This window comes from Vitreimonas flagellata, from assembly GCF_004634425.1.
In the GTDB taxonomy this organism is placed as follows: domain Bacteria; phylum Pseudomonadota; class Alphaproteobacteria; order Caulobacterales; family Aquidulcibacteraceae; genus Vitreimonas; species Vitreimonas flagellata.
This window is the reverse complement of sequence record NZ_SBJL01000002.1, coordinates 23,774-44,648: the sequence shown is the minus strand read 5'-3', so window position 1 is coordinate 44,648 and position 20,875 is coordinate 23,774. Positions and strand designations below refer to the sequence as shown.

At 63.2% G+C, this 20,875-nt stretch carries 15 protein-coding genes; 5 read left to right on the top strand and 10 right to left on the bottom strand.

Going from position 1 to position 20,875, the window contains the following annotated elements:
- Positions 1 to 4: 4 nt before the first annotated feature.
- The 5 genes from EPJ54_RS08290 to EPJ54_RS08270 are packed head-to-tail and all read right to left on the bottom strand — an operon-like array spanning position 5 to position 6,559.
- A complete protein-coding gene (locus EPJ54_RS08290; protein WP_135211251.1) occupies positions 5 to 2,260 on the bottom strand; it encodes a M28 family peptidase in 2,256 nt (751 codons plus the stop codon).
- A complete protein-coding gene (locus EPJ54_RS08285) occupies positions 2,257 to 2,775 on the bottom strand; it encodes a TRAP transporter small permease (RefSeq protein ID WP_135211250.1) in 519 nt (172 codons plus the stop codon). Before EPJ54_RS08285 ends, EPJ54_RS08290 begins: the two co-directional genes overlap by 4 nt.
- On the bottom strand, positions 2,772 to 3,779 hold the full coding sequence (locus EPJ54_RS08280) for a TRAP transporter substrate-binding protein (protein ID WP_135211249.1): 1,008 nt from the start codon (positions 3,777 to 3,779) through the stop codon (positions 2,772 to 2,774). The genes EPJ54_RS08285 and EPJ54_RS08280 overlap by 4 nt, the downstream gene beginning before the upstream one ends.
- Positions 3,776 to 5,059, bottom strand: a complete 1,284-nt coding sequence (locus EPJ54_RS08275; protein WP_135211248.1) for a TRAP transporter large permease — start codon at positions 5,057 to 5,059, stop codon at positions 3,776 to 3,778. Before EPJ54_RS08275 ends, EPJ54_RS08280 begins: the two co-directional genes overlap by 4 nt.
- 6 nt (positions 5,060 to 5,065) lie before the next feature.
- Complete coding sequence (locus EPJ54_RS08270) at positions 5,066 to 6,559, bottom strand: M81 family metallopeptidase (protein WP_135211247.1); 1,494 nt, start codon at positions 6,557 to 6,559, stop codon at positions 5,066 to 5,068.
- A gap of 154 nt (positions 6,560 to 6,713) precedes the next feature.
- On the opposite strand from EPJ54_RS08270, the gene EPJ54_RS08265 reads away from it, so the two are divergent.
- A complete protein-coding gene (locus tag EPJ54_RS08265) occupies positions 6,714 to 7,964 on the top strand; it encodes an FAD-dependent oxidoreductase (RefSeq protein WP_135211246.1) in 1,251 nt (416 codons plus the stop codon).
- Here EPJ54_RS08265 and EPJ54_RS08260 read toward each other — a convergent pair.
- Entirely contained in the window at positions 7,961 to 8,587 is a 627-nt protein-coding gene (locus EPJ54_RS08260) for a helix-turn-helix domain-containing protein (protein WP_135211245.1), read from the bottom strand. The genes EPJ54_RS08265 and EPJ54_RS08260 overlap by 4 nt on opposite strands.
- Before the next feature lie 276 nt (positions 8,588 to 8,863).
- On the opposite strand from EPJ54_RS08260, the gene EPJ54_RS08255 reads away from it, so the two are divergent.
- The 3 genes from EPJ54_RS08255 (at position 8,864) to EPJ54_RS08245 (ending at position 14,057) form a co-directional block, all read left to right on the top strand.
- Positions 8,864 to 11,098: a TonB-dependent receptor gene (locus tag EPJ54_RS08255; protein ID WP_135211244.1), complete on the top strand. Its 2,235-nt coding sequence runs from the start codon at positions 8,864 to 8,866 to the stop codon at positions 11,096 to 11,098.
- Positions 11,099 to 11,174: 76 nt separating this feature from the next.
- Entirely contained in the window at positions 11,175 to 13,073 is a 1,899-nt protein-coding gene (locus tag EPJ54_RS08250) for a serine hydrolase domain-containing protein (RefSeq protein WP_135211243.1), read from the top strand.
- 9 nt (positions 13,074 to 13,082) lie between these two features.
- Positions 13,083 to 14,057, top strand: a complete 975-nt coding sequence (locus EPJ54_RS08245; RefSeq protein WP_135211242.1) for an ornithine cyclodeaminase family protein — start codon at positions 13,083 to 13,085, stop codon at positions 14,055 to 14,057.
- A gap of 703 nt (positions 14,058 to 14,760) precedes the next feature.
- Here EPJ54_RS08245 and EPJ54_RS08240 read toward each other — a convergent pair.
- Genes EPJ54_RS08240 through EPJ54_RS08230 form a run of 3 tightly spaced genes read right to left on the bottom strand, consistent with a single transcriptional unit; the run spans position 14,761 to position 18,918 of the window.
- Positions 14,761 to 16,092, bottom strand: a complete 1,332-nt coding sequence (locus EPJ54_RS08240) for a DUF1254 domain-containing protein (protein WP_135211241.1) — start codon at positions 16,090 to 16,092, stop codon at positions 14,761 to 14,763.
- Positions 16,089 to 17,603, bottom strand: coding sequence for a carboxylesterase/lipase family protein (locus EPJ54_RS08235; protein WP_135211240.1), 1,515 nt, complete (start codon positions 17,601 to 17,603; stop codon positions 16,089 to 16,091). Before EPJ54_RS08235 ends, EPJ54_RS08240 begins: the two co-directional genes overlap by 4 nt.
- Positions 17,604 to 17,613: 10 nt before the next feature.
- Positions 17,614 to 18,918 (bottom strand): hypothetical protein, encoded by a 1,305-nt coding sequence (locus tag EPJ54_RS08230; RefSeq protein WP_167755636.1) that lies wholly within the window; start codon positions 18,916 to 18,918, stop codon positions 17,614 to 17,616.
- 158 nt (positions 18,919 to 19,076) lie between these two features.
- Between EPJ54_RS08230 and EPJ54_RS08225 the strand changes: the two genes are divergently transcribed.
- Positions 19,077 to 19,907 (top strand): hypothetical protein, encoded by an 831-nt coding sequence (locus tag EPJ54_RS08225; RefSeq protein ID WP_135211238.1) that lies wholly within the window; start codon positions 19,077 to 19,079, stop codon positions 19,905 to 19,907.
- On the opposite strand, the gene EPJ54_RS08220 is transcribed toward EPJ54_RS08225, so the two are convergent.
- Positions 19,904 to 20,638, bottom strand: a complete 735-nt coding sequence (locus tag EPJ54_RS08220; RefSeq protein ID WP_135211237.1) for a GntR family transcriptional regulator — start codon at positions 20,636 to 20,638, stop codon at positions 19,904 to 19,906. The genes EPJ54_RS08225 and EPJ54_RS08220 overlap by 4 nt on opposite strands.
- Positions 20,639 to 20,875: the final 237 nt, after the last annotated feature.

The following is a 20,875-nucleotide window of genomic DNA, read 5'->3' as shown; positions in this document are numbered from 1 at the left end:
GTCCTCAGAAGGCGATGCGGCGTTGAATCTCGGCGTGGTCGCCGAATTGAATGGGTGCGGCGGTTCTGGGCCGTTCGGCGATGATGGCGGCGGACTCCGGATGCTCAGGCGCCGCGGAGAGCTCAAACAAAGTAGCCGGGATCGGTTCGGCGGCGTTGGTTGTCAGCCGGAAGCGCATCACGCGCTCGCTGACGCCGCTAAACGTCACCGCTACGCCACGCGGACGCATGAACGCTTCGGCTTCAGCGATGAGCGTGCCTTCCACGCTGAGCGTTTCGACATTGGCGCCGCGCGCGAAGGTGAGGCCGTAGAGAAAGCCGCTGCGTCCGGCTTGCATTTCGCCTTCGATGGTGCGCAGGCCGGCTTCGTCGCGTGTATCGGTGAGGATGCGCAGCTGAGGTCCCGGCAGGTCGAGATCTGGCGCGGGCTTCAGATGCGCGCGCGAGTCACGCAGGCCCCAGCGCAGATATTCGACCTGATCTTCGTTGAAGCCGGCGCGTTCGGCGTAGGCGGCGTCGGCCGGGCCGTAGGTGTCGATCCGCCATTGCGATTGCCGCGCGTCGTCGGTGTCGATCTGGAGATAATCAACATTGACCGAACGTGGACGCGTCTCGCTATAGGCCGGCGCGAGATATCCGCCGATCGTGGCGGCGAGTATCGCGGCAGCCACGAGCGCCAGCGGCAGACGCGCGGCTCTGAAACTTTGCGCATACCACGCCGCCAACGCCGTCGCTGGCGCCGCCATCACAATGAGGATAGGCGTCTTCAGATACGACACCTGGAAGTTGAAAACGACGTCGAACGACAGGAAATGATACAGCGCGATATAGGCGGCGGCGATGAAGCCGGCGTGGGCGGCGATAATCGGCGGACGTCGCGCGCTGATCTCGATGGCGGCGATCGGCGCAAACGCCGCCAGCGGCAAGAGCGTGAGATACGCGCCGCCGGGCAATAGCGCCGCGAGTGCGATGCTGATAAGGGCGAACAGCGCCCAGCTCAGCCAAAGCAGCGCCTGCCAGCCGGCTTTGCGGCCGACCGATGCACCGACCAGAAGCGCCGCGAGGACGCTGGAGGCAAAGAGCGCGATACGCGCTGGCCAGGGGTGCGGGTGATCGAGCGGGTGAATGCCGGGCCAGAGGCCAAGCGGATAAGAGAGCAACCAGCCGAAAAGCCCATGCAGCGCGAGAACAAGGACAATGCCGGCCAGCGCCCAAGCTGTGCTCTTTACGCCAAATCCGCGCTGCGTCGCGCCCAGGCCGACGACCAGCAAGAGAAGGATTGTTGCGGCGGGCAAGTTTATGACTGACGGCCAGTGCAACAGCGTGACGCCGAAGAGATCGATGTAGGTCGCGTCGCCTTCGCCGCGCAGCGTATCCATCGGCGCGTCAGCGGCATTGCTCAGCACCGTGAACACGTTGTCGCCGTGGTGGGCGAGGCTGGCTTGCGACAAGTTTTGATTGGTATCGCGCGATGAATGATAGAGCGCGACGCCGCGGGAGAAGGCGAAATTCAGCGCCATCGCGTCCGCGTTCTTGTAGATGGTGACGTCGGTGTTGTTCGGCATGCGCTGATAGATTTCGAACATCAGAGAGTTCGCGACAGGGCGAGAAGCCGAGCGGGCCAGCAGGGAAATGAGTTCGCTGTTGGCGAGGCTGGTCTCGAACATGCCGCTGGGGCCAGAGACGCCGCGCGCTTCCATGTTGAGCACAAGCTCGACCGATTGCATCAAAGGATGACGTTCGGCGAAGGCCATGGCGCCGCGGAGGCCCGCTTCTTCGCCGTCGGCGAACAGGAAGATGATGTCGTTCTGCGTCGGCCGATCGGCAAAGAGACGCGCGATCTCCAGCATCGCCGCGATCCCGGCCAGATCGTCGCCGGCGCCCGGCGCGATTGGGGCGCTATCGTAATGGGCGGTGACCAAAATGGCGTCGTCGCCCGCGCCGTCTTTGACGGCGATGATGTTCTCAACCCAGCTGCAGCCCGGCGCCAAGTCAGTGCAGATCAGCTCCGATTGGAGCTGGGGTGTGTACCCCAATTCGCGCAACCGCGTTTCAATGCGAGAGCGGATTAACTGGTTGTGCGCCGAGCCCACCGGGTGGGGCAGGCTCTCGCTGTTGAGATCCTCCAGCGCCGCCACGGCGCGGCTGAGATCAAACGCGTCGGCAGGCACGCGCGGCGCCTCTTCGGCGCAGCGCAGGCCCACTAGTAGAATGGCGAGCGTCACGCAGACAAAGCCAAGCCAGGTCCAGACAGATTTCATGGCTGCGCCTCCAGGCCTTGGTCGTCGGCCTCTTCTTCGCCGCTCAGAAGCCGTAGTGCGCGCGCCAGCGCGTGCACGAGCATCAGGGAGAAGCTGATCGGGACAATCGACACAACGAGCGCAGCAGGCGCTTGCAGCGTCTCGGTGGTGCGCGCTGCGGCGAGCGTCAGAAAGCCGGGCGACGCCGCGACGATGCTGGTCGACAGCATGGTCAGCGCGATGAGTTCAAGCCATTGCGCGGGCTTGCGCAGCCAACGCGGCAGGCTGGTGCGTCGCAGCAGCACCGGGTCGGCGCGGCGGTGAAAGGCGACGGTGGCGCCGAGCAGGCCGGCCCACACCATGGCGAAGCGGGCGAGTTCTTCTGTCCAAGCCAGCGGCGCCGCCAACATGTAGCGTGAAACCACCTGCACCAACATGCAGAAGACCAAGATCAACAGCCCCACGCACGATAGGGCGAGCGCGATCTTGGCCAGCCAAGCCGAGATCGTACTGGCGATACGCGCGAGCGTCTTCATTGTGACGTCTCCCGCGTTTGTTCGATCCACCGATTGTACAGCGCAGTGGCGTCGGGGTGGTCCCAGCGGCTGGGCGGAATGGCGGCGCTCGCACGCATCCACTCGCCGCGTTGTTCATCGCTGAGGTCGATCCATTCGATACCTACTTGCTCCAGTCGGATGCGATCGCGCGAAATGGTTTCGTTGATCCAGGCGCGATTGGCGCTGCGGCCTGCGGCGAAGGCGGTTTCGAGCGCCTGGCGCTGATCGCCGCTCAATTGCGCCAGCCATTTTGTTGAGACGACGATGAACCGCCCGGCCGGGCCCATGCGCAGATCGGTGAAATAGTCGAGCACAGACCCATGCCCGAACATCGGCGCGATATTGGGCGGGTTGAGATAGGCGTCAACCATGCCCGATTGCAGCGCTTGGGCGACCTCTTCCCACGCCACTTGAACGCCGCGCACTTTCCAAGCCTGCAGCAGGCTGAAATCGGCGGAGCTCAACACGCGCAAACGCAATCGGCGCAGGTCCGCCATCGTGCGCACGGGCGTGCCGCGCGTGAAGAGGCCGACCATTGACCCAGTATGGGCGACATCAATGAGCCGCAGGCCGTGGCGATCGAGATCGCGCGAGACTTGTTCGAGATAGGGTGTGTCCGCCAGAAAGCGGTTCATGTGATCATAGGAATTGATCAGAAAGGGCCTCGCGCTGGCGTGCGCAAGCGGCGACCAGCGGCCGATTTCGTCGCCGCCTGTTTCGTTGATCTCAAGCAGGCCAAGCTGAGTCTGATAGACCCGATCGCGTTCATTGCCGATCGAACTGTTCGGATAGATTCGCACAGGCCAGTTCTGCGCACGTAAGGCTTCGACGCAGGCGCCGATCCAGGCATAGACCCCATTGTGCGTGGCGTTGGCCGGCGTCGACATGCCGATCTTGATCGCATGCTCCAGTTCGGCGTTGTCGCATGCGCTGAGCATGAGGCCGCCGCCGCCGAGGGCGAGGAGAAGGTCGCGCCGGTTCATAACATTCCCATCGCGCGCGGCAGCGCAAGAATGATTTCCGGGAAGAACGCCAGCACAAACAGCACCACGAGCTCAGCCGCCACGAACGGCAGCGCGCGCATGCAAAGGCGCCAATAGCTCTGCCCGGTGATGGTGGAGACCATAAGCAGTCCCTCGCCCATCGGCGGCAGGATAAGGCCGATGGCGATGTTGACGCAGATGAGAACGCCAAGCGCCACAGGGTGCGCGCCTTGCGCGACAGCGATCGGCGCAAGCAGGGGCACCACAACGAGCAAGCCCAGCATGAAGTCAAACGTCATGCCCAGGATGATGAAGAGCACCATGATGAGCAGCACAAACCAAATGCCTTCGAGATTCCATGAGGTGACGATGTCGACGAGCGCGTCCGGAATCTGGTGCAGAACGATGAGGTAACTGAGCAACGTGGCGGCTGACACAATCATGAAGATCGAGCCGGTCAGCGTTGCTGTGCGCGAAATACTTTTCGCTACTTCCGCCCAGGTGAGTTCGCGATACGCGAAGCCAAGCAATAGCGCGGCTGCGCAAGCAAGCGCGCCCGCCTCGATCGGCGTGGTGACGCCAAAAACGATGCCGCCCAGAATAATCCCCGGCAAGGACAAGGCAGGCAGCGCGCGGCGCAGCGTCGGCCACAGGGGCGGCAATTCGGCCGTGGCGCCGCCCGGGTGGTTTTCCCTGCGGGCGATGATGGCGTTGGTGATGAAGAGGCTCGCCGCAAGCAAAAGCCCCGGCACGATGCCGCCGACAAAAAGCGCAGCGACGTCCGTAGAGGTGATCGCGCCATACATGATGAGGATGATAGAGGGCGGAATGATCGGCGCGATCACGGAAGCCGAGGCTGTCAGCGCGCCGGCGTAATAGCGGTCATAGCCATGCCGCTCCATCTGCGGCACGAACGTGTTGGTGAGGGCGGCGATATCGGCGGACGCCGATCCGCTAATGCCGGCGAAAAACACCGAGGTCAGAATATTGACGTGACCCAGACCGCCGCGCAGCCGTCCTAGAAGCAACATGGAAAAATCGATCAGCGCGCGCGTCACGCCGGAGCGATTCATCAATTCGCCCGCCAGCACGAAGAGCGGCATCGCCATGATCGCAAACACGTCGAGCTGGGAGAAAATGCGCTGCGGCGCAGCCGCGAGGAAGCGCAGGCTGTCGGTCAGCCAGAAGGCAAAAACGGCCGAGGCGCCGAGCGCATAGGCCATCGCCATGCCGCTGAACAGGAGCGCCAGGATAAGCCCAAGAACGACGATGGCTTTCATCGGCAGCTATTCCGCCGCCGCGAGGGCGTGGATTGATTGGATGTCGTCCAACGGCCAGATCGGCCTGCGAATGCGCGTGTAGGGGCGTGCGGCGACATCGCCGTTTAGCGCTCCGGGCGTGTCGCAATAAATGATGGCCGCGGCGCGCTCATGGAATCCAGCGTAGAAATGATGCGTCGATTTCACCACGACGATGCGCTTGGACCAGACATCCATGCCTGAAGCGATCAGTCCGTCCGGTGAGAAGGGCTGCTGACGCACATCGTTCAGAATGATCTCGACGCCGTTGGTGGAGATCAGCGCCGTGCGCCCGAGCGGGGTCTGTCCGGTGGCGATGTGCGGCTGGGTGGCGTCGGTACGTAGGTGAATGATCTTGGCTTCCACATCGACGGGATCGCCAGACCAGATGCCGACCTTGCCGCCGATCCGCAACGGCAACTCCGCGCCTTCGCCGGCCGCGAACGCCAGATCGAGTGCAGCAGGATCCCACATATAGGCGATGCCCACATCGGTGAGGCCACGGCGGAGTATTTCGCGGAGCAGGAAGGTTGAATCCGACGGCGCGCCGCCGCCCGGATTGTCGGCGATGTCAGCAATCACCACCGTGCCGCTCTTATGCGCGCTGGCTTGATCCAGCGCTTCATGAACATCGGCCATCGTCGCCTGGCCGCTGGCGCGCAGCTCGAAGAAGCGGTTGGCGATCTCATGGGCGGTGCGCTCGGCGAGTTTTTGATCATTGTCGCCGACGACGATGACGCTCGCGCCTGCGTCGGGAAAATCCGACCACGGAAAGCCGTGCGCCAATGTGATCGAGCGAAGCCCAGGCTCTTGCTCGCGGCGCATGATCTCATCGATGAATGGGCGCATGGGGGCGTGCGCGGTCTGGTAGAGGCCAAGCATCGGCACGCGCTGGAACGCGATCGTGGGTTTCACTTTGCGCTCACGGATGTCGGCGCAGAGCGCATAAAGTTCGCGCGCGCGCGCGTCGAAATCGGTGTGCGGATATTCCTTGCAGGCTTTAACGATGGTGGCGTTCTTCAGCATCGCCGCTGTCACGTTGCAATGCAGGTCGAGCAAGAGACCGATCGCGACGTCTGGGCCGACGATGGCGCGCATCGCAGCCATGATGTCGCCCTCACAATCATCGCATCCCTCAGCCATCATCGAGCCGTGCATCATGATGAGCACGAGGTCGAGCGGCTGGGCGGCCGCCGCCTTCAAGTCCTCAAGCAGCCAGGTGCGCAGCGTCTGATAATCGGTGCGATTGAGCGGCCGGCTAGGTTGGGCTTGCGCGCACAGGCCGAGCGTGACCTCATCGCCGCGGCGGCAGGCCTCTTCATAGAAATAGCCCGCGCCCAACAATTGCGCCGATTTCCCCGGCACCGGCGCCTCGCATTGGCCCGGCCGGAACAAGCCCGAATCCTCGAAACTGGCCAGGGTGGTGGGAATGGGGGAAAACGAATTGGTTTCGTGCGCCAGATAAGCGGTGAAAATTCTCATGGCGTTTCCCGGGGCGGGCGATGCCTACCCTTATCTCATTATTTTACAACAACATCGCTGCATAGGCGTGGCGTGTCACTGCGTCTCCATGTATCAGTATTGAAAATATTTTCGTTTGTGAAGTAGAGTTTTCGGGGCGACCGAGGCGGATTGCATGAGGGTGGCGGTAGTTGGAGCCGGCTTGGCCGGCGTGGCAAGCGCCTATGCGCTGGCGCGGCGCGGCGTCGAGGTCACCATCATTGAGGCGAGTGTGGGCCCGGCCCTGGGCGCGAGTTTCGCCAATGCCGGCATGCTAACGCCGTCGATGTCGGATCCTTGGAATGCGCCTGGGGTTTGGCGTGATCTGCTGCGTTGGCTGGGGCGCGAGGACGCGCCCATGCTGCTGCGCCTGAAGGCGATGCCGGGGCTTGCGCCGTGGGGCCTGCGCTTCTTGGCAGCCAGCCGGGAATCCACCTTCACGCGTGCGATCGCGCACAATGTGCGGCTGGGCCTGTTCAGCATCGAGGTGATGAACGCGTGGCGCGACGAGGCGGCGTTCGACTACGAAGGCGCGCGCGTCGGCACGATGAAAGTCTATCGCAGCGCCGCGAGCTTTGCGCAGGGCGTCGTCAAAGCCACGGCGATGGCCGAACTGGGCGTGCCCTTTCGCGCGCTCAACCGCCAAGAGACGGTCGCCTTTGAACCGACGCTCTTGCCCATCGAGGCGGAAATCGAAGGCGCGGTGCATTTCCCGCATGATCAATCCGGCGACGCGCAGCGTTTTGTCGAGGGCTTGAGCCGGGCCTGCGCCGCGCGTGGCGCGGTGTTGCGTTGGGGCGCACCCGCGCGCGCTTTGAGGATTGAAGCAGCCGCAGTGAACGGTGTTGTGCTGGAAAGCAGCGAAGTGATCGAGGCTGACGCCGTCGTTTTGGCTGCAGGCGCGCGCACGCCGGCGCTTGCGTCAAGCGTTGGCGTTCATCTGCCAATCAGTCCAGTGAAGGGCTATTCTATTACCTATGAGGCTGGCGGACTTGCGCTGCCCGGTCTGCCCATCGTTGACGACGCGCTGCACGCGGCGGTGACGCCGTTCCGTGAGCGCCTGCGTGTGGCGGGAACTGCTGAATTTGCAGGGTTTGACGCAAAATTGCAGCCGCGCCGGATCGAGAATCTGTGCGGTCTATTGCAGCGCATTCTGCCGGCGCAGGCAGATGAATTGGAACGTCGCGGCGCGAAAGCTTGGGCGGGTTTTCGGCCAATGCATGCGCGCGGCCTGCCAGCGATCGGCGCCGCACGACGCGGTCTCTTTATCAACGCCGGGCACGGTCATCTTGGCTGGACGCAAGCCGCAGGGTCAGGCGAAGCGCTTGCGCGCGCGATTTTGGGCGAGGGCGGGTTTGACCTGAGCCCGTTCCAGCCGGGGCGTTAGATGTCGCTTGCGCGCGGTGTCGAAGAGACGTTGAGCACGCGCGCGGGCTTGCCATCGAGCGCGCGCACATTGTGGGCCATGGTCGAGTCGATATAGAGGCTTTCTCCGACTTCGAGGACAGCGGGCTCGTAAAACTCCGTGAGCACCTCGACGCGGCCCTCAATCACGAAAATGAATTCCTCGCCCTGGTGCTTCACTGGCTCTGGATTGCGGCCAGGCAGAACTTCAATCACCACTGGTGTCAGCAAGCGGCGCGAAAAATCCGATGCGTGGTATTCGTAACGGGTGTTTTCTGTTTGCGTGATTTTGGCGTCGCCGTGCCGAGTGAGGCTGCGCCGACCGGTGACGAGCGCGGCAGGCGCTTCAGGCTCTGCGGGCTGCACCAATTGCATGACGTCGATGCCTAAGGCCGAGCTGACGCGCAGCAATTTCTCAAGCTTCAGCGACATCTGGCCGTTCTCGACCTTAGATAAGGTTGAGAGCGGCACGCCGCTGTGCTCGCTGAGCTCTTTCAGCGACCACTTCTTCTGCAGGCGAAAGCGTTTGATGCCGGCGCCGATGGCGTTCTGGCTAGGATCGAGCGCCATCACCTCAGCGAGTGTTGCGCTGCCGCGCGCTGTCATGGGTCATCCTTCCTTGGCGCCAAAGTGTAGGCCCTCCCGGGTTCTTTCTCAATAACGAAAATTTCGTCTTAGAGAAGCGCTCGGGGACGCCTTACGCTACGGTTTTGATTGCGCATAAAAGCTCAAATAAACAGCTAGATAGTCCAGGCTTGGCGCTGGTAAGCGTTTCCCGCCCCCTCCTGTCCCGCTTGACTCGCTGCGCTTCATAGTTTCTAAAATGAAAAGCTTATCCGCAGAGAAACTTCTAGAGAATTGTGCGGCGAGGGGAGGAAGCGAATGAAAATCCGTGGTTATGGGCCGATCGCTGCTGCTGGGGTGTCACTGCTCGCTTTTACAGCGATGGGCCATACCGCAGCGTCGGCCCAGGAGGCGGTGGTCGAGGGGGAGACGATCGTCGTCACCGCTTCCCGGCGCGAGCAATCGCTGCAGGACACGCCGTTGGCCGTGACGGCCATAGATCCCGAGGAGCTTTCGCGGACGGGGCTTAACCGCTTGCGTGAGGTCGTCGAGGTGTCGCCCGGCGTCCATTATTCGGGCGGCGGTCTGCCGAACGGCAACACCATCACCATGCGCGGCGTCGCTCAGACCGGTCGCGCGACGACTGTCGGCATCTATGTCGATGACGTGCCGATCGGGTCTTCGAACTCCTTCGCTGCGGGACCTTCGCTGCACTATGATGCGGTTCAAGGCGACGTTGAACGCATCGAATTGGTGCGCGGCCCGCAAGGCACGCTCTACGGTAGTTCCTCGATGGGCGGCGTTGTGCGCTACATCAGCCGCGATCCTTCAACCTCGGACTTTGAAGGCAACATTCGCGCTGACCTTTCGGAGACCGAAGAGGGCGAAACCAACACCACCTACAGCGCGCGGGTTGGGATTCCGATCGTCAGCGATCGACTTGGTCTCAGCGTCGCCGGCTATCAAGAAGATTTCGGCGGATTCATCGACCGCATCCCCGCCTCGCCAACGGGTGCGGCTGAGAATGTCGACGCCTATGAGCGCACCGGCTTGTCCGCGCGATTGGTCGCGCGACCGACGGATCGTCTCGAATTCTCTTTGATGGGGATGCGAAGCGATCTGGAATCGACCGGCGCCAACACGGTGGCGCTCGTCGGCCCGCCCTTCGCGCCAGCCAACGGCCCCTTCAACACCGACGAAGGCGCGATGCAGCTGACCGATGAGTTCGAGCTCTATGCCGGCACGGTGAGTTATGATTTCGGCTGGGCGCGGCTCTTGTCATCGACAAGCGAGCAGACCCGCGACGTCGCCAACGCTTCAGACCTCGTGGCGACGTTTGGCTCGTTGATCGATCTGCTTTCCGGTGAGGCTGCGGGCACAACCACGCAGGCGTTGTTCACTGGCCGGACGTTGACGGATCGGTTCGTGCAGGAAATCCGCCTGGAATCGCCCGTGAACGAGCAATTCGAGTGGGTCGTTGGAGCGATCTATTCGCGCGAAGAAAGCAGCAATATTCAATCCTTGCTCGGGCAGCCGGGTAACTTCCTGGCGCTCGACGTCGATCTGGGGAGTGAGCTGGTTGAAACGGCGGTGTTTGGTCAGGCGACGTTCTATCTGACCCCGAATTTCGACATCGCCGTCGGTGCGCGCGTCGCCGAGATTGAGTCTTCGGTCGCGCTTACTGACGGGCCGGGCCTGATCGTCGCCAACCTGCCGGAAACCACTGATTCAGATACGGTTGACACCTATAGCCTCACCGCGCGTTTCCGTCCGACCGACGATTTGTCGCTCTATGCGCGCATCGCCAGCGGCTATCGTCCGCAGAACGCCAACCTGCCGCTGATGAGCGGCGGCGTAAACGTTGCGCCGCTGATCATCGCCACCGATACGCTGTGGAGCTACGAAGCGGGCGCGAAGGGCTCGTTGATGGATGGCGTTCTCCGCTATGATTTGGCCGTTTGGTACAATCAATGGTCGGATCCGCAAGCCGTCACGTTCGTGAACGCGGCCACAACGGGCGGCAACGCCAATAGCGACATCACCGCATATGGCTTTGAAGGCGCCGTGGAGCTTACGCCGACGCGCGGTTTGTCGATTATCGGCAGCCTGAGCTACGCGCACTCCACGCTCGACAGCGATGAAACCGCTGCTTTCGGCGCGCTCGAAGGCGAGAACCTGGCTATGTTGCCGGAATGGTCAGCGGCGCTGCGTGCGCAATACAATTTCCCGATCACCGCAAACGTTGACGGCTTTGTCGGCGGCGGCGTCCGCTACGTGGGCGAGCGCGATACGGGCTATGATGGCGGCGTCGGCAGCGGCGGCGTGGTGATTGTGCCGAAGATCGCCAATTTCACGCTCGACGAATACGTCGTCGCCAACCTGGCGGCGGGCGTGCGCGCAGGGCCAGTGGAAGCGCGCGTCTACGTCAACAACCTGTTCGACGAATACGGCTATACAGGCGGCACGGCGCGCCCGATCGTCGGCGGCGTCCGGGCGACGGCGAACGTGCTGCAGCCGCGCACGATCGGCGTGGGGCTTTCCTACGCGTTCTGATCGGGCAAAGAGGGACAAGCCGAGCGCGCTGGCGGCGTCTGACGCCAGCGCGCTCTTGTTCTGGGGAGGGCGCGCAATGCGCAACGTATTGGCTTCGCTTGCGTTCCTGACGAGCGCTTTGGCGTCGGCGCATGCACAAGATCTCCCTGCACTTGAGCCGGCCAATGTGCAGGCTTGGGCCGATCGTCATCTGGGCGCGATGGTCGAGAATGGCGGCGCAAGCGGCGTCGTAGTGAGCGTCGTGCGTGGTGGCGAGATCATCTATGAGGGCGGCTATGGGCTAGGCGACGTCGTCGCTCAAACGCCTGCCGATCCTGTCGCCACGCGTGTGCGGATCGGCTCCAACACCAAAACCTTCACCGCGACGCTGATCGCGCAATTGATGGACGAAGGGCGCATCGCCTCGCTCGATGATCCCGCCAATCGCTATCTCCAGCGTTATCAATTGCCGCCGAATGGACAATCGCCGATTCTGCTGCGCCATCTCTTGACGCATACGGCCGGCTATAGCGATCGCTTCTTTTTTATCGGCGCCGATCGCCCCGTGGACATACCGGTGTCAGCGCAGGTGTTTGATCGGCTGCGCCCATCCTTTGCCCGCCCAGTCGAAGAGCAGGTCGTTTATTCAAATTTCGGCGTGGCGACGCTCGGGCTGGTGATTGAAGACTTGACCGATGCGCCGATCGACGAGGCGATGCGGACGCGTCTGTTTGAGCCGTTCGGCATGACGCAAACAGAATTGGCGACGACGATTGAGGCGCCGTCAAACCTCGCACGCCCAGGGCTGATCGCAGCTGGCGGGCGTATCGTGGGGCCGACGCCGTTTACCGCCATCAATCCCGCTGTCGCGCAGACGGGCTCGATCGTCAGCACCGCCCATGACATGGCGCTCTATATGAATGCGCAGCTTGGCCACGGCGATTTGCTGAGCGCGGAGGCGCGCGGCCGCTTGCGGCAACGGCTTGCGGCCAATGCGGCCGAAGGCGCGGGCGTGGCCATGGTGTTTATTGAAGACAGCTGGGCCGGGCGCCAGACGATCAGTCACGGCGGCAATTGGGCGGGCTTCCATTCATGGTTCACTTTGGCGCCGGATGAAGATGTCGGCGTGTTCGTGGCGATCATCGGCGAAGCGGCGCCGGTGGGCATGTGGGACCGGCTGCGCGGCGCCATCCATGCCGATTGGGCGCCGCCGCCGTCGCCCGCGGTGCTTTCCGCAAGCGGCGCCACCAGCGCTTTCATGAGCGAATTCTTCGGCGCCAAGCGGGCATTCGTGCCGGTGACGATATCGGCGGAAGACCTCGCGGCTTATGCGGGGTTCTACCGCGCCGATCGCAGACCCTACACAACCAGCGAGCGGCTTTCGGCGCTGACCTATTTTGGCGCTGATGTTGTCGAGCTCAGCGTCGGCGAAGGCGGGCTCTATCTGAATGGCGCAGGCCCCTGGGCGCCGCAGGGCGATGGACGCTTCATGCTGGACGCACCGACGCGGCCGCAAATCATCATACGCCCCAATCCGCGCACCGGCGAATTTGTGCTGACGCCCGACATTGGCCTCTACACGATGACGCGCATTGATGATGTGGCGCATCCGAAACTGCACGCCATCTTGGCGCACCTTCTGGCCCCGCTCGCGCTTCTGGGTCTGCTGGCGCCGCTGACATTGGGTAGGACTTGGCGCGCATGGCCGCCGATTCTTGTAGGCCTGGGCGCTGCGGGCGTCATTGGCGCCAGCTTGGTCGGGCTTGGCGCGGGCGAGTCCTTGATGACCGGCTATTTTGCGGGCCATGTAGGGCGCATCGGCGTGCTTGTGGCGAGCGCGGACATCATGCTGCTCGCGGGATTGGGCTGTGTTTGGGGCGCGATCACCGCCTCCGGCGCGTTCGCGCGGATTTGGCTTGCGCTGATCGCAAGTATCGCGCTCGTCTTCACCGGCCTGCTGGCGCTCTATGGCGGCGTGGCCCTGGGCGTGAGCTGAAGCCGCAAAATGAGGCCAAAAGTGCGCTTCATCGATCATGCCGAGGTGGCGCGCCGCCTGAGTTATCCGCGCGCGATCGAACTCGTGCGCGACGCCATGATGGCGCTGTCGCGCGGCGACACGCTGCAATTGCCGCGCGCCATCATGGCGCTTTCCGAGCAGAGATTGTTCGGGATTATGAGCGGCGCGCTGGGCGCGCGCGCAGTGTTTGGGACAAAGCTCATCAGCGTGTTTCGCGAGAACGCCGCCAAAGGCGCGCCCTCGCATCAGGGCGTGATTGTCATTTTCGATCCTGATAGCGGCGCACCGCTCGGCGTCGTCGACGCCGGCGAGGTCACCGCGATCCGCACCGCCGCAGCAAGCGCAGTCGCGACCGATTGCTTAGCCCGCCGCGACGCTACGCGCCTCGTTATCGCCGGAACTGGTGAGCAGGCCCTCACCCATGCCAAGGCCATCGATTGCGTGCGCCCGCTGTCGTCGATCGCCGTGTGGGGCCGCAACGCCACGCGCGCAGCTGAGCTCGCGTTGCAGATGGAGACTGCGCTCCAGGTGGCAGCGGCGCCTGTGGATGACCTCGAAGTCGCGGCCCGCGACGCTGACATCATCTGCACAGTCACGGCCGCAATTGAGCCGATCCTGTTTGGCGCATGGATCAAACCGGGCGCGCACGTGAACATCATCGGATCCAGCCACGCCGGACCGTCCGAGGTGGATTCCGACCTTGTCGCGCGCAGCCGCTACATCGCCGACAGCCGCGCCAATGTGCTGCAGCAGGGCGCGGAGTTTTTGCACGCGAAGGCCGCGGGCGTGGTCGGCGACGATCACATCGTCGCCGAGATTGGCGAAGTGCTGCTGGGGCGCGTCACAGGCCGGCGCGCCGATGCCGAGATCACCGCCTACAAATCGCTCGGCCACGTAGTGCAAGACATCGCCTGCGCGGCCGCCGTGGTTGGCGCGGCTGTCGCCGATGACCTCCGCGCGTGAAGCGCAACGGAGGCGGCCTGATGGCTGTTGATTCTTTGCTCTTGGCCGCGTGAGAGGGCGGACGCTGTCGACAGACGCATGCAGGAGAGGGTGGGCTTGCTCACGCCCGCGCGCGTTCGCGCTTCCGATTGATCGCTTCGGAGACGACGCTGAGAGGCTTGTGAGGTCTGCTCTTGCGAGAAGCGGAAATTCCATGTCCGCTTTAAGGCGCTCGAACGCCAATGTCGGGTTTTGGGATTGAGCGGCCGAAGTTTAGTTGCATCCCTCCAGCGAACGACCGCAGCTTATCACCCCTCCCGCTCCATCGCTTTTGAAGTAGCGCCACGAGAAGTCGCTGCATTCAACGATGTAGGCGTCGGGGATCACCGTTCCATCTGACGCAGGTGCGAGCATGGAGCTGTGCACGCTAGCGCACTCTCCGGAAGCTAAAAGCATGTCTGCAGCTGCTTGGATCGCCACAACATCCGCAGGCGTGGCGTCCGGATCCGAAGCTGGATCAAACGGGCCTTGAAGGGAAGGCGCGGTGGAGGAGGTGGTCGGCGGAGATGCGGGACTGCAACCACCCGCCAACAAGAAAAGCGAAATCAACATTCGATGCATCATGAGCGCAGGGTACGACCGTGCAATTCAGATTGCGAGCGTCTGCTTTGCGATGCGCTACGCTTGATTTCTGCTTTTGGGATGCTTCCGACTTTGTCCAACATCACAGGCGTACGACGGCCGGGAGCCGCCACGTCCCATTCAGCATCGGCGTCTGAGGGAGATAGGCGCGGAAGGTAATTACGAATGCGCCAGCAGGCGTGGGCAGCCAATTGGCCCGACCGGCGCCTGGCTCGTTCCGCTGCAGTGAAATCGTGTAGGAGCCGTCGGCGTTGGCCATGAGGCCCCGCGTTCGATCGCCGATAGCAAAGCGGTTGATAGCGTTCTCGGTGAAGAAAAGCCGCCCGTCGTTTTCGCGTTGATACATCGACAATGACCAGAACGCGCCGGCGGGGACGTTCGCCGGAATTGTCAGTGTGTAAGCGTGCTCGCCCGTGAGCGGATCACCGTGATTGTCGTCGTCAGCTCGGGCATAGGTGGCTTCCACGGCTTCGAGAGCCGCGAGACCCGAAAGCGCGACAGCCGCGCGCACATCATCTGCGTCGCCCGGCGCACCCACGCCTGCTGGGGGATAATGCCAGCCATTGAGTGTCTCGCCGCGCAGTGCAAAGCCCGTGCGCAATGTCTGCTGTGCACGCGCTGCGGCGACGGTCCAGCGATCGCGCTGAGCCTGCGTGAGCGACGACCACGCATCAACATCGCCTGGCCGTAAGCCCGTGTCGTTATAATCGGACGCGCGTCGCCCAACGGGATCGACCAACGGTCCGCGCGCAAGCATGGCGTTCGTAACCGCAAGGAAGTTCTCTAGCTCGTCCGAGCTTGTGGGCGCGAGCGGCAACAGGCTTGGCTCCGGCGCGTCGAGGAAGCGGATTTGATCTTGCGCCGCATTGGCGGCGGCCAAATCTTCGGGCCCGTCGACCAAGATTCGCGCCAGCAGCCACACATCGTCGGTTTGTGAGCGAATGATGCGAATGCCCGCTGGCGACTGGCCTTGCCATGTCGGACCAACGATTAACGCCCGCCCGCCCTCGCCGCCTGTCGCTCGGGTGCCGACATAAGCGAAATTGTCTGTGTAGGCGTTCATGAACGCGATCGAGAAATACCGATCAGGCAACGTTGGCAATTCCGCGAGCAGGGGGCCGTTGCTGAGATCGAGGCGCGCCGATGTATAAACCGTGTCATTGTTTGGTGTGGTGATGTTGCGCCCTGTGTGATCAGTCAGCGTGCGCCGATGCATGGGTTGATTGAAGCGATGCGCGCGTTGCGCGGTCGGTCCTGCAGAGGCCCAGGCAGTGCGCGCGAACTCATAGATTGGGAAGGCATAAAAATACGCGGCTACATAATGATCGATCGGATCAGCGGGCGCTGTGGCGCAAGCGCCAAGCGTGACAGACGCGACGCCATTCAGCAGGGCGCGGCGTGAGAGAGAGATCATTGCGGACGCTCCGTAAGGGTGTTGAGCAGAAGGTTGATGGCCTGCCGACGCGGCTGAGGCGTCACCCGTGTCTGCGGCCCAAAAAGCATGATTTGATCACTATCAGACGCATAGGCTGGCCAAGCCGCATCGCCGCAGGTCGGTGCGCCATCGCGAGCAAAACTCACCCAGCACGACGAGATCAAAGCTGAAAAGGCGCGGTCCTCATCCGTGATGAAGCCCGGCGGGATCGGCAGGCGTTGCCAGGTTCGGAAGATGTAGGGAATCTCACTGCCGTGCGAAGCGCCCGGGGCAATCCCGCGCCGGCGCGCCGCCACATAAGTGAAATTGTATAGAAAGCTTGGCGCGCCATCGGCCGTTTGCGCCGCCACCCAAGCGGCTGGCGCCACGAAGAAGGCGTCGCCCAAAGCCTGGCGCTGGAATTCTTCCTCAGCGATTTCGCCATACAACGTACGCAGTTCAGAAAGGCGCGGACCAAGGACGCCAAGCACGCTAGGCGAAACGCCAAGCGTGCCCATCACGCTCGCCTCATTGTCATTGGCGCCGATCATCAGCGGCACGTCATGGGCGCGGTCGTCGGCAAACGCTCGCGACGGAGGTTCGGTAATGAGCCGTCCATCGATGAACGGTCCAAAGCCTAAGCCTTCAAGGGCGCCAAGCGCTTCGATCCATTGATCCGCGGAAGCGGCGCGCAAATCTTCAGCACGCGCGTCGGCGGCGATACCGATCCGGCTTGCCGCGTCGACGCCGCTTTGTTCTTGCGCCGCAAGCGTCGTAGGGCGTTGCAGGCCGCCGCCGGACTGGACGATGGCTTGCTGAAAAAGGCCACGCGTGTGGGGCGAGGCCAGCAAGTACAACGTGCTTGCCGCGCCCGCGCTTTCGCCGAACACGGTGACGCGCTGCGGGTCGCCGCCAAAAGCGCGGATATTGCGTTGGACCCATTCGAGTGCGGCGATCTGGTCCATGAAGCCGTAATTGCCGAGCGGTGCGTCGGGCGCGGCCTCTTGGGTAAGTGCAGGGTGCGCAAAATAGCCCAAGAGTCCGATGCGATAATTGATGGTGACCAACACCACGCCTTGGCGCGCGAGCGCTGCGCCATCGTAAAGCAAATACGCCCCAGAGCCGATGCGATGGCCCCCGCCATGTATCCACACCATCACAGGCAGATCGCGCGCGCCCTGTGGGGCCCACACATTGAGCTGAAGGCAATCCTCGCTTTGCCGCTCGGCGCGGCCCCCGCCAACGCCGCTATTGCGCTCGGGCTGCGGGCAGGCGGGGCCGTACGCGCTCGCATCACGCATGCCTTGCCATGCCGGCGCAGGGGCCGGTGGGCGCCAACGCAAATCGCCAACGGGTGGTGCTGCGAACGGAATGTTGCGGTGCACGACAATCCCGTCTTCGATCACACCGCGCAGGCGTCCGCTTTCAATGCGCACCTCTGTCTGCGCCGCAGCGCTGGTCGCGCACGCGCCGAGCACAAGCGATGCAGCCATGGCCTGCAGCATTTTCATCGCGGATCTCCTAGCCAAGCGCGCGCGCCAGCGTGACTTTCAACGCATCGATCGCGGCCTGAATCCAATCAGGGTCGGTTTTGTCCACGCGATCTTGTTCAACGTGGTGATAGCGATGCGCGGCGAAGAGCCCGAACGCGGGCGCATAGCCGCGCGCGAGCACTTCACCGAGTTCGCCTGCGGCGCCGGCGGAAGCCGGGTATGCGGCCTCTAAGCCAATTTGGCCCGCAAAGGCTTGGCGCAGTATGGCCACGAGCGTATCAGAACCGAGCAGGAAACGCTGCGGATCTGGGCTTGGCAGTGGCGCGAGCGCAAATCGGCCGACCTCGTGAAAATCGCGCGCGGCGAAGCCTGCGCCAAGATGCAGCCATAGCGCCACGCGATCGGGCGGCGGTGCATGGCGCTCGAAGAACATATGGCTGCCAGCGTTGTCGTATTCGTGCGCAGTGGTTGAAACAAACATGAGGCTGTGCGCGGGCAAAGCCTGCGGCGCCCAAGCGGCCAGCGCGTTGAACGCCGCAAGCCCCGGGCCGCGCTCGGCGACGGCGCGGGTCCAAGCCGTGCGGGGCGTCGACACAACGAGGTAGGGCGCGTCACGCTCGATCGCACCCCAGATGTTTGGACTGCGTACGCGGCGCACGTCGCCGTCGATGATCAGTGTGGCCTCGCCGCCCGCGCGCGCGACGCTCAGGGCGCCGGCGCCGGGTTTAGGTCCAAGCACCGCGATCGGGATCGCAGGCAGACCAGCGCCGTCGATCGGCGCGTTCAGCATGATCGTCTCCCCGGTCGGGCCGTTGGTGACGAGCACTATGCCACGCGGGGCCGCGCCCGCGACTTGCGCGAGGATGGAACGAATGGGCTCACCAAGAAGCTGTGAATGGCGGCCCATGGGGAGCATTACCAGGGCAATGGCGTCGGCCATCATCGCCGTATCGCTCGCATCGCGCCAAAGGCGCAGCGCGCCACGAACGCCGCCGGCGCCGGTTGTGCGCACAATCGGCTGAGGCTCAACGGCGACTTCGCCGCCCGCCCACACCAAAGCTGCGCGACGCGCATCAAAGGCGGGCGCGTCAACACGCTGCGAGGATGTGCGAAAGCCCGCGGCGCGCAGATTTGCGCGCACCTGATCGGCTACCGCCAAATCTCCCGCACCGCCCGTGCGCAGATCCGCTTGGCGATCGAGTAGGGCAAGGCTCTGGCTGATCAACGCGCCATTGTCTTGCGCATGCGCCGGCAAAGCCGCCATGGCCGCGGGCGTCGCGCCCAATATGGTGCGTCGCGTGATCATCGCGCGTTCGTCTCCCCTCGGCGGCATCTTCCGTCTTGTGCGCGCGAGCTTAACGCGACATCCTGCAAAGAGTCGACAATCTTGTTGGATCTCAGATGGGGCCCTCATTTCACTTATCTCGGCGCGCCGTGTTGGCGGCCGCGCCCGCTTCAGGGTGTGCGTCCTTAGCGCGCGAGGAGCTCTTCATGCCGCCGCAAGGTATCGAAACGCCAAGCGAGTCCGTGATGCTGTCGGTGACGGATGAGGGCGCTGGAATACATTTCAGCGCGCGCCTTTGCCGCTATCCTGCCTATCGTGTTGCGTGGATCTGGACCCATGTGCAAACGCCGGACGGCTTTTTCGCACACGTTGATCACGCCGCGCCCTGCGCGGGGGACGAGACATCAGCGGATGAAACGCGCACGACGTATGCGGATGCGAGCTCCGTGCTCACCTTCACACGCGAAGGAGCGTCAGGAGCGCTCGATGTGGCGAACTTGGCTGCGCGCTTTGAGGCGGCCGCAAGCGGATCATTGCAGGCGGACATGCGCTTTGCGCCGAGGCTCTCCCGTGCGGGATTGCTGCCAGGGCGTGTCGAAGCGTTTGGTCGCGTCGAGGGGGATTTGCGCGTGAACGGCCGCGCATGGCGCCTGCGCGGCATGGGCCAGTTTCACGAACAGCGGCAAACCGAAGCACGATTTACCACGCCATTTTGTTTTGCAAGTTTGTGGGGCGATGGCGTGGGTGCAACCTTGCTGCAGATACCGGACGATTCCGGCGGCTATATTCTACGCGATGGCGAACCTGCGCGGCCCGGCCGTGTGCGCTTCGGTCCGCCAAGTGACCACCGGCAATTGCGCATCGATTTCGGCGCAAACGATTACATCGAAGGTCGCGCGACAGCGATCACGCGCTATACGATCCCAATCTATGGGCAAGCTTGGCACGGCGCCTTCGTCACCGCCGAGCTTGGCGGGCAGCGGCTTCATGGCGCGCTCAATGATTGGCGTCCTGAGCTGCTTTTCGTGCAAAACTAGACGCGCTTACTGAGTTTCGCCGCGCTTTTTCGTGTAGCTTTCGCGGGCTCGCGCGTGCTCTCGATATAGGCGCGTGAATAGTCGAAGATGGCCTCCATGGCTGCGCGCGCGCCAGTGGCGTCACCGACGCTTGCTGCTTCGCTCATTTGGGCCCAATAACGCGCCTGGGTGATGCGGTTCTTCCTTGAATCGACGATCTCATCCTGAAATGCCTCATGCCCGAAGGTCAGGCTGTTGACCAGCTGAACGGTTCGCGGTGTTTGCGCCGCTTCGATCAGCGCGCGTATCACTTGGCGAACGTCGGCCGCGAACTCGTGGCCGTTGGCGGCCTTCTCAGCGCGTTTTGGCAATTCGCTCGTCAACACAATGAAGTGACTCTTGTTCTTCGATTTTGGCGCGTTCGCGACCTGCTGGGCCATGAGACCTGCAAGCGCGCGGCGAATGAGGAAGACTTCAAGGAAGTTGGCGTCGTCTGGCGTCGCCACGCGGGCGCCCTTCATGGGCTCGATCACCACGCTGCCTTGGCTCTCCAACAATCGCAGCGCCTCGCGCACCGGCGCCCGCGAGCATTTGAAACGATCCGCCAATTCCTGTTCGCGCAGACGCGCACCCGGCAGGTAGACGCCGCGCTCGATATCGCGTGCCGTGGCGCGGGCGATGCCGAGCGCGGATACGCGCGCGTCGGGAGTGCGCAGCGGGACGATCTTTGGTTTGGAAGTCGGTCTGGCCATTGCAATTCGGTTCATGCTGGTGCGGCGCCATTTAGGCAAGAGGTGCGCCCGCCGCGTCAATCGTAAGTTCGACTAAAGATGCTGTTCAGTTGTCTTCTCCAGGCGCGCGATTGAGGCTTTGAGGCGGCGCGCAAGGTGGGATGTTTGCGCGAAGGAGTGGACATGATGGCGGACAGGGGTCTATACATTGTCGACAATCCGGCGAGGGGAAAACCTCAGACCGGCGACCAGGGGAGG

Bases quoted from the DNA above. Each gene is read 5' to 3' on its own strand.
- EPJ54_RS08225 (WP_135211238.1), top strand. From the start codon at position 19,077: ATGCCGCCGCAAGGTATCGAAACGCCAAGCGAGTCCGTGATGCTGTCG.
- EPJ54_RS08275 (WP_135211248.1), bottom strand. From the start codon at position 5,059: ATGAAAGCCATCGTCGTTCTTGGGCTTATCCTGGCGCTCCTGTTCAGC.
- EPJ54_RS08255 (WP_135211244.1), top strand. From the start codon at position 8,864: ATGAAAATCCGTGGTTATGGGCCGATCGCTGCTGCTGGGGTGTCACTG.
- EPJ54_RS08250 (WP_135211243.1), top strand. From the start codon at position 11,175: ATGCGCAACGTATTGGCTTCGCTTGCGTTCCTGACGAGCGCTTTGGCG.
- EPJ54_RS08265 (WP_135211246.1), top strand. From the start codon at position 6,714: ATGAGGGTGGCGGTAGTTGGAGCCGGCTTGGCCGGCGTGGCAAGCGCC.
- EPJ54_RS08270 (WP_135211247.1), bottom strand. From the start codon at position 6,559: ATGAGAATTTTCACCGCTTATCTGGCGCACGAAACCAATTCGTTTTCC.
- EPJ54_RS08280 (WP_135211249.1), bottom strand. From the start codon at position 3,779: ATGAACCGGCGCGACCTTCTCCTCGCCCTCGGCGGCGGCGGCCTCATG.
- EPJ54_RS08235 (WP_135211240.1), bottom strand. From the start codon at position 17,603: ATGAAAATGCTGCAGGCCATGGCTGCATCGCTTGTGCTCGGCGCGTGC.
- EPJ54_RS08285 (WP_135211250.1), bottom strand. From the start codon at position 2,775: ATGAAGACGCTCGCGCGTATCGCCAGTACGATCTCGGCTTGGCTGGCC.
- EPJ54_RS08245 (WP_135211242.1), top strand. From the start codon at position 13,083: ATGAGGCCAAAAGTGCGCTTCATCGATCATGCCGAGGTGGCGCGCCGC.
- EPJ54_RS08260 (WP_135211245.1), bottom strand. From the start codon at position 8,587: ATGACAGCGCGCGGCAGCGCAACACTCGCTGAGGTGATGGCGCTCGAT.
- EPJ54_RS08230 (WP_167755636.1), bottom strand. From the start codon at position 18,918: ATGCCGCCGAGGGGAGACGAACGCGCGATGATCACGCGACGCACCATA.
- EPJ54_RS08290 (WP_135211251.1), bottom strand. From the start codon at position 2,260: ATGAAATCTGTCTGGACCTGGCTTGGCTTTGTCTGCGTGACGCTCGCC.
- EPJ54_RS08240 (WP_135211241.1), bottom strand. From the start codon at position 16,092: ATGATCTCTCTCTCACGCCGCGCCCTGCTGAATGGCGTCGCGTCTGTC.
- EPJ54_RS08220 (WP_135211237.1), bottom strand. From the start codon at position 20,638: ATGGCCAGACCGACTTCCAAACCAAAGATCGTCCCGCTGCGCACTCCC.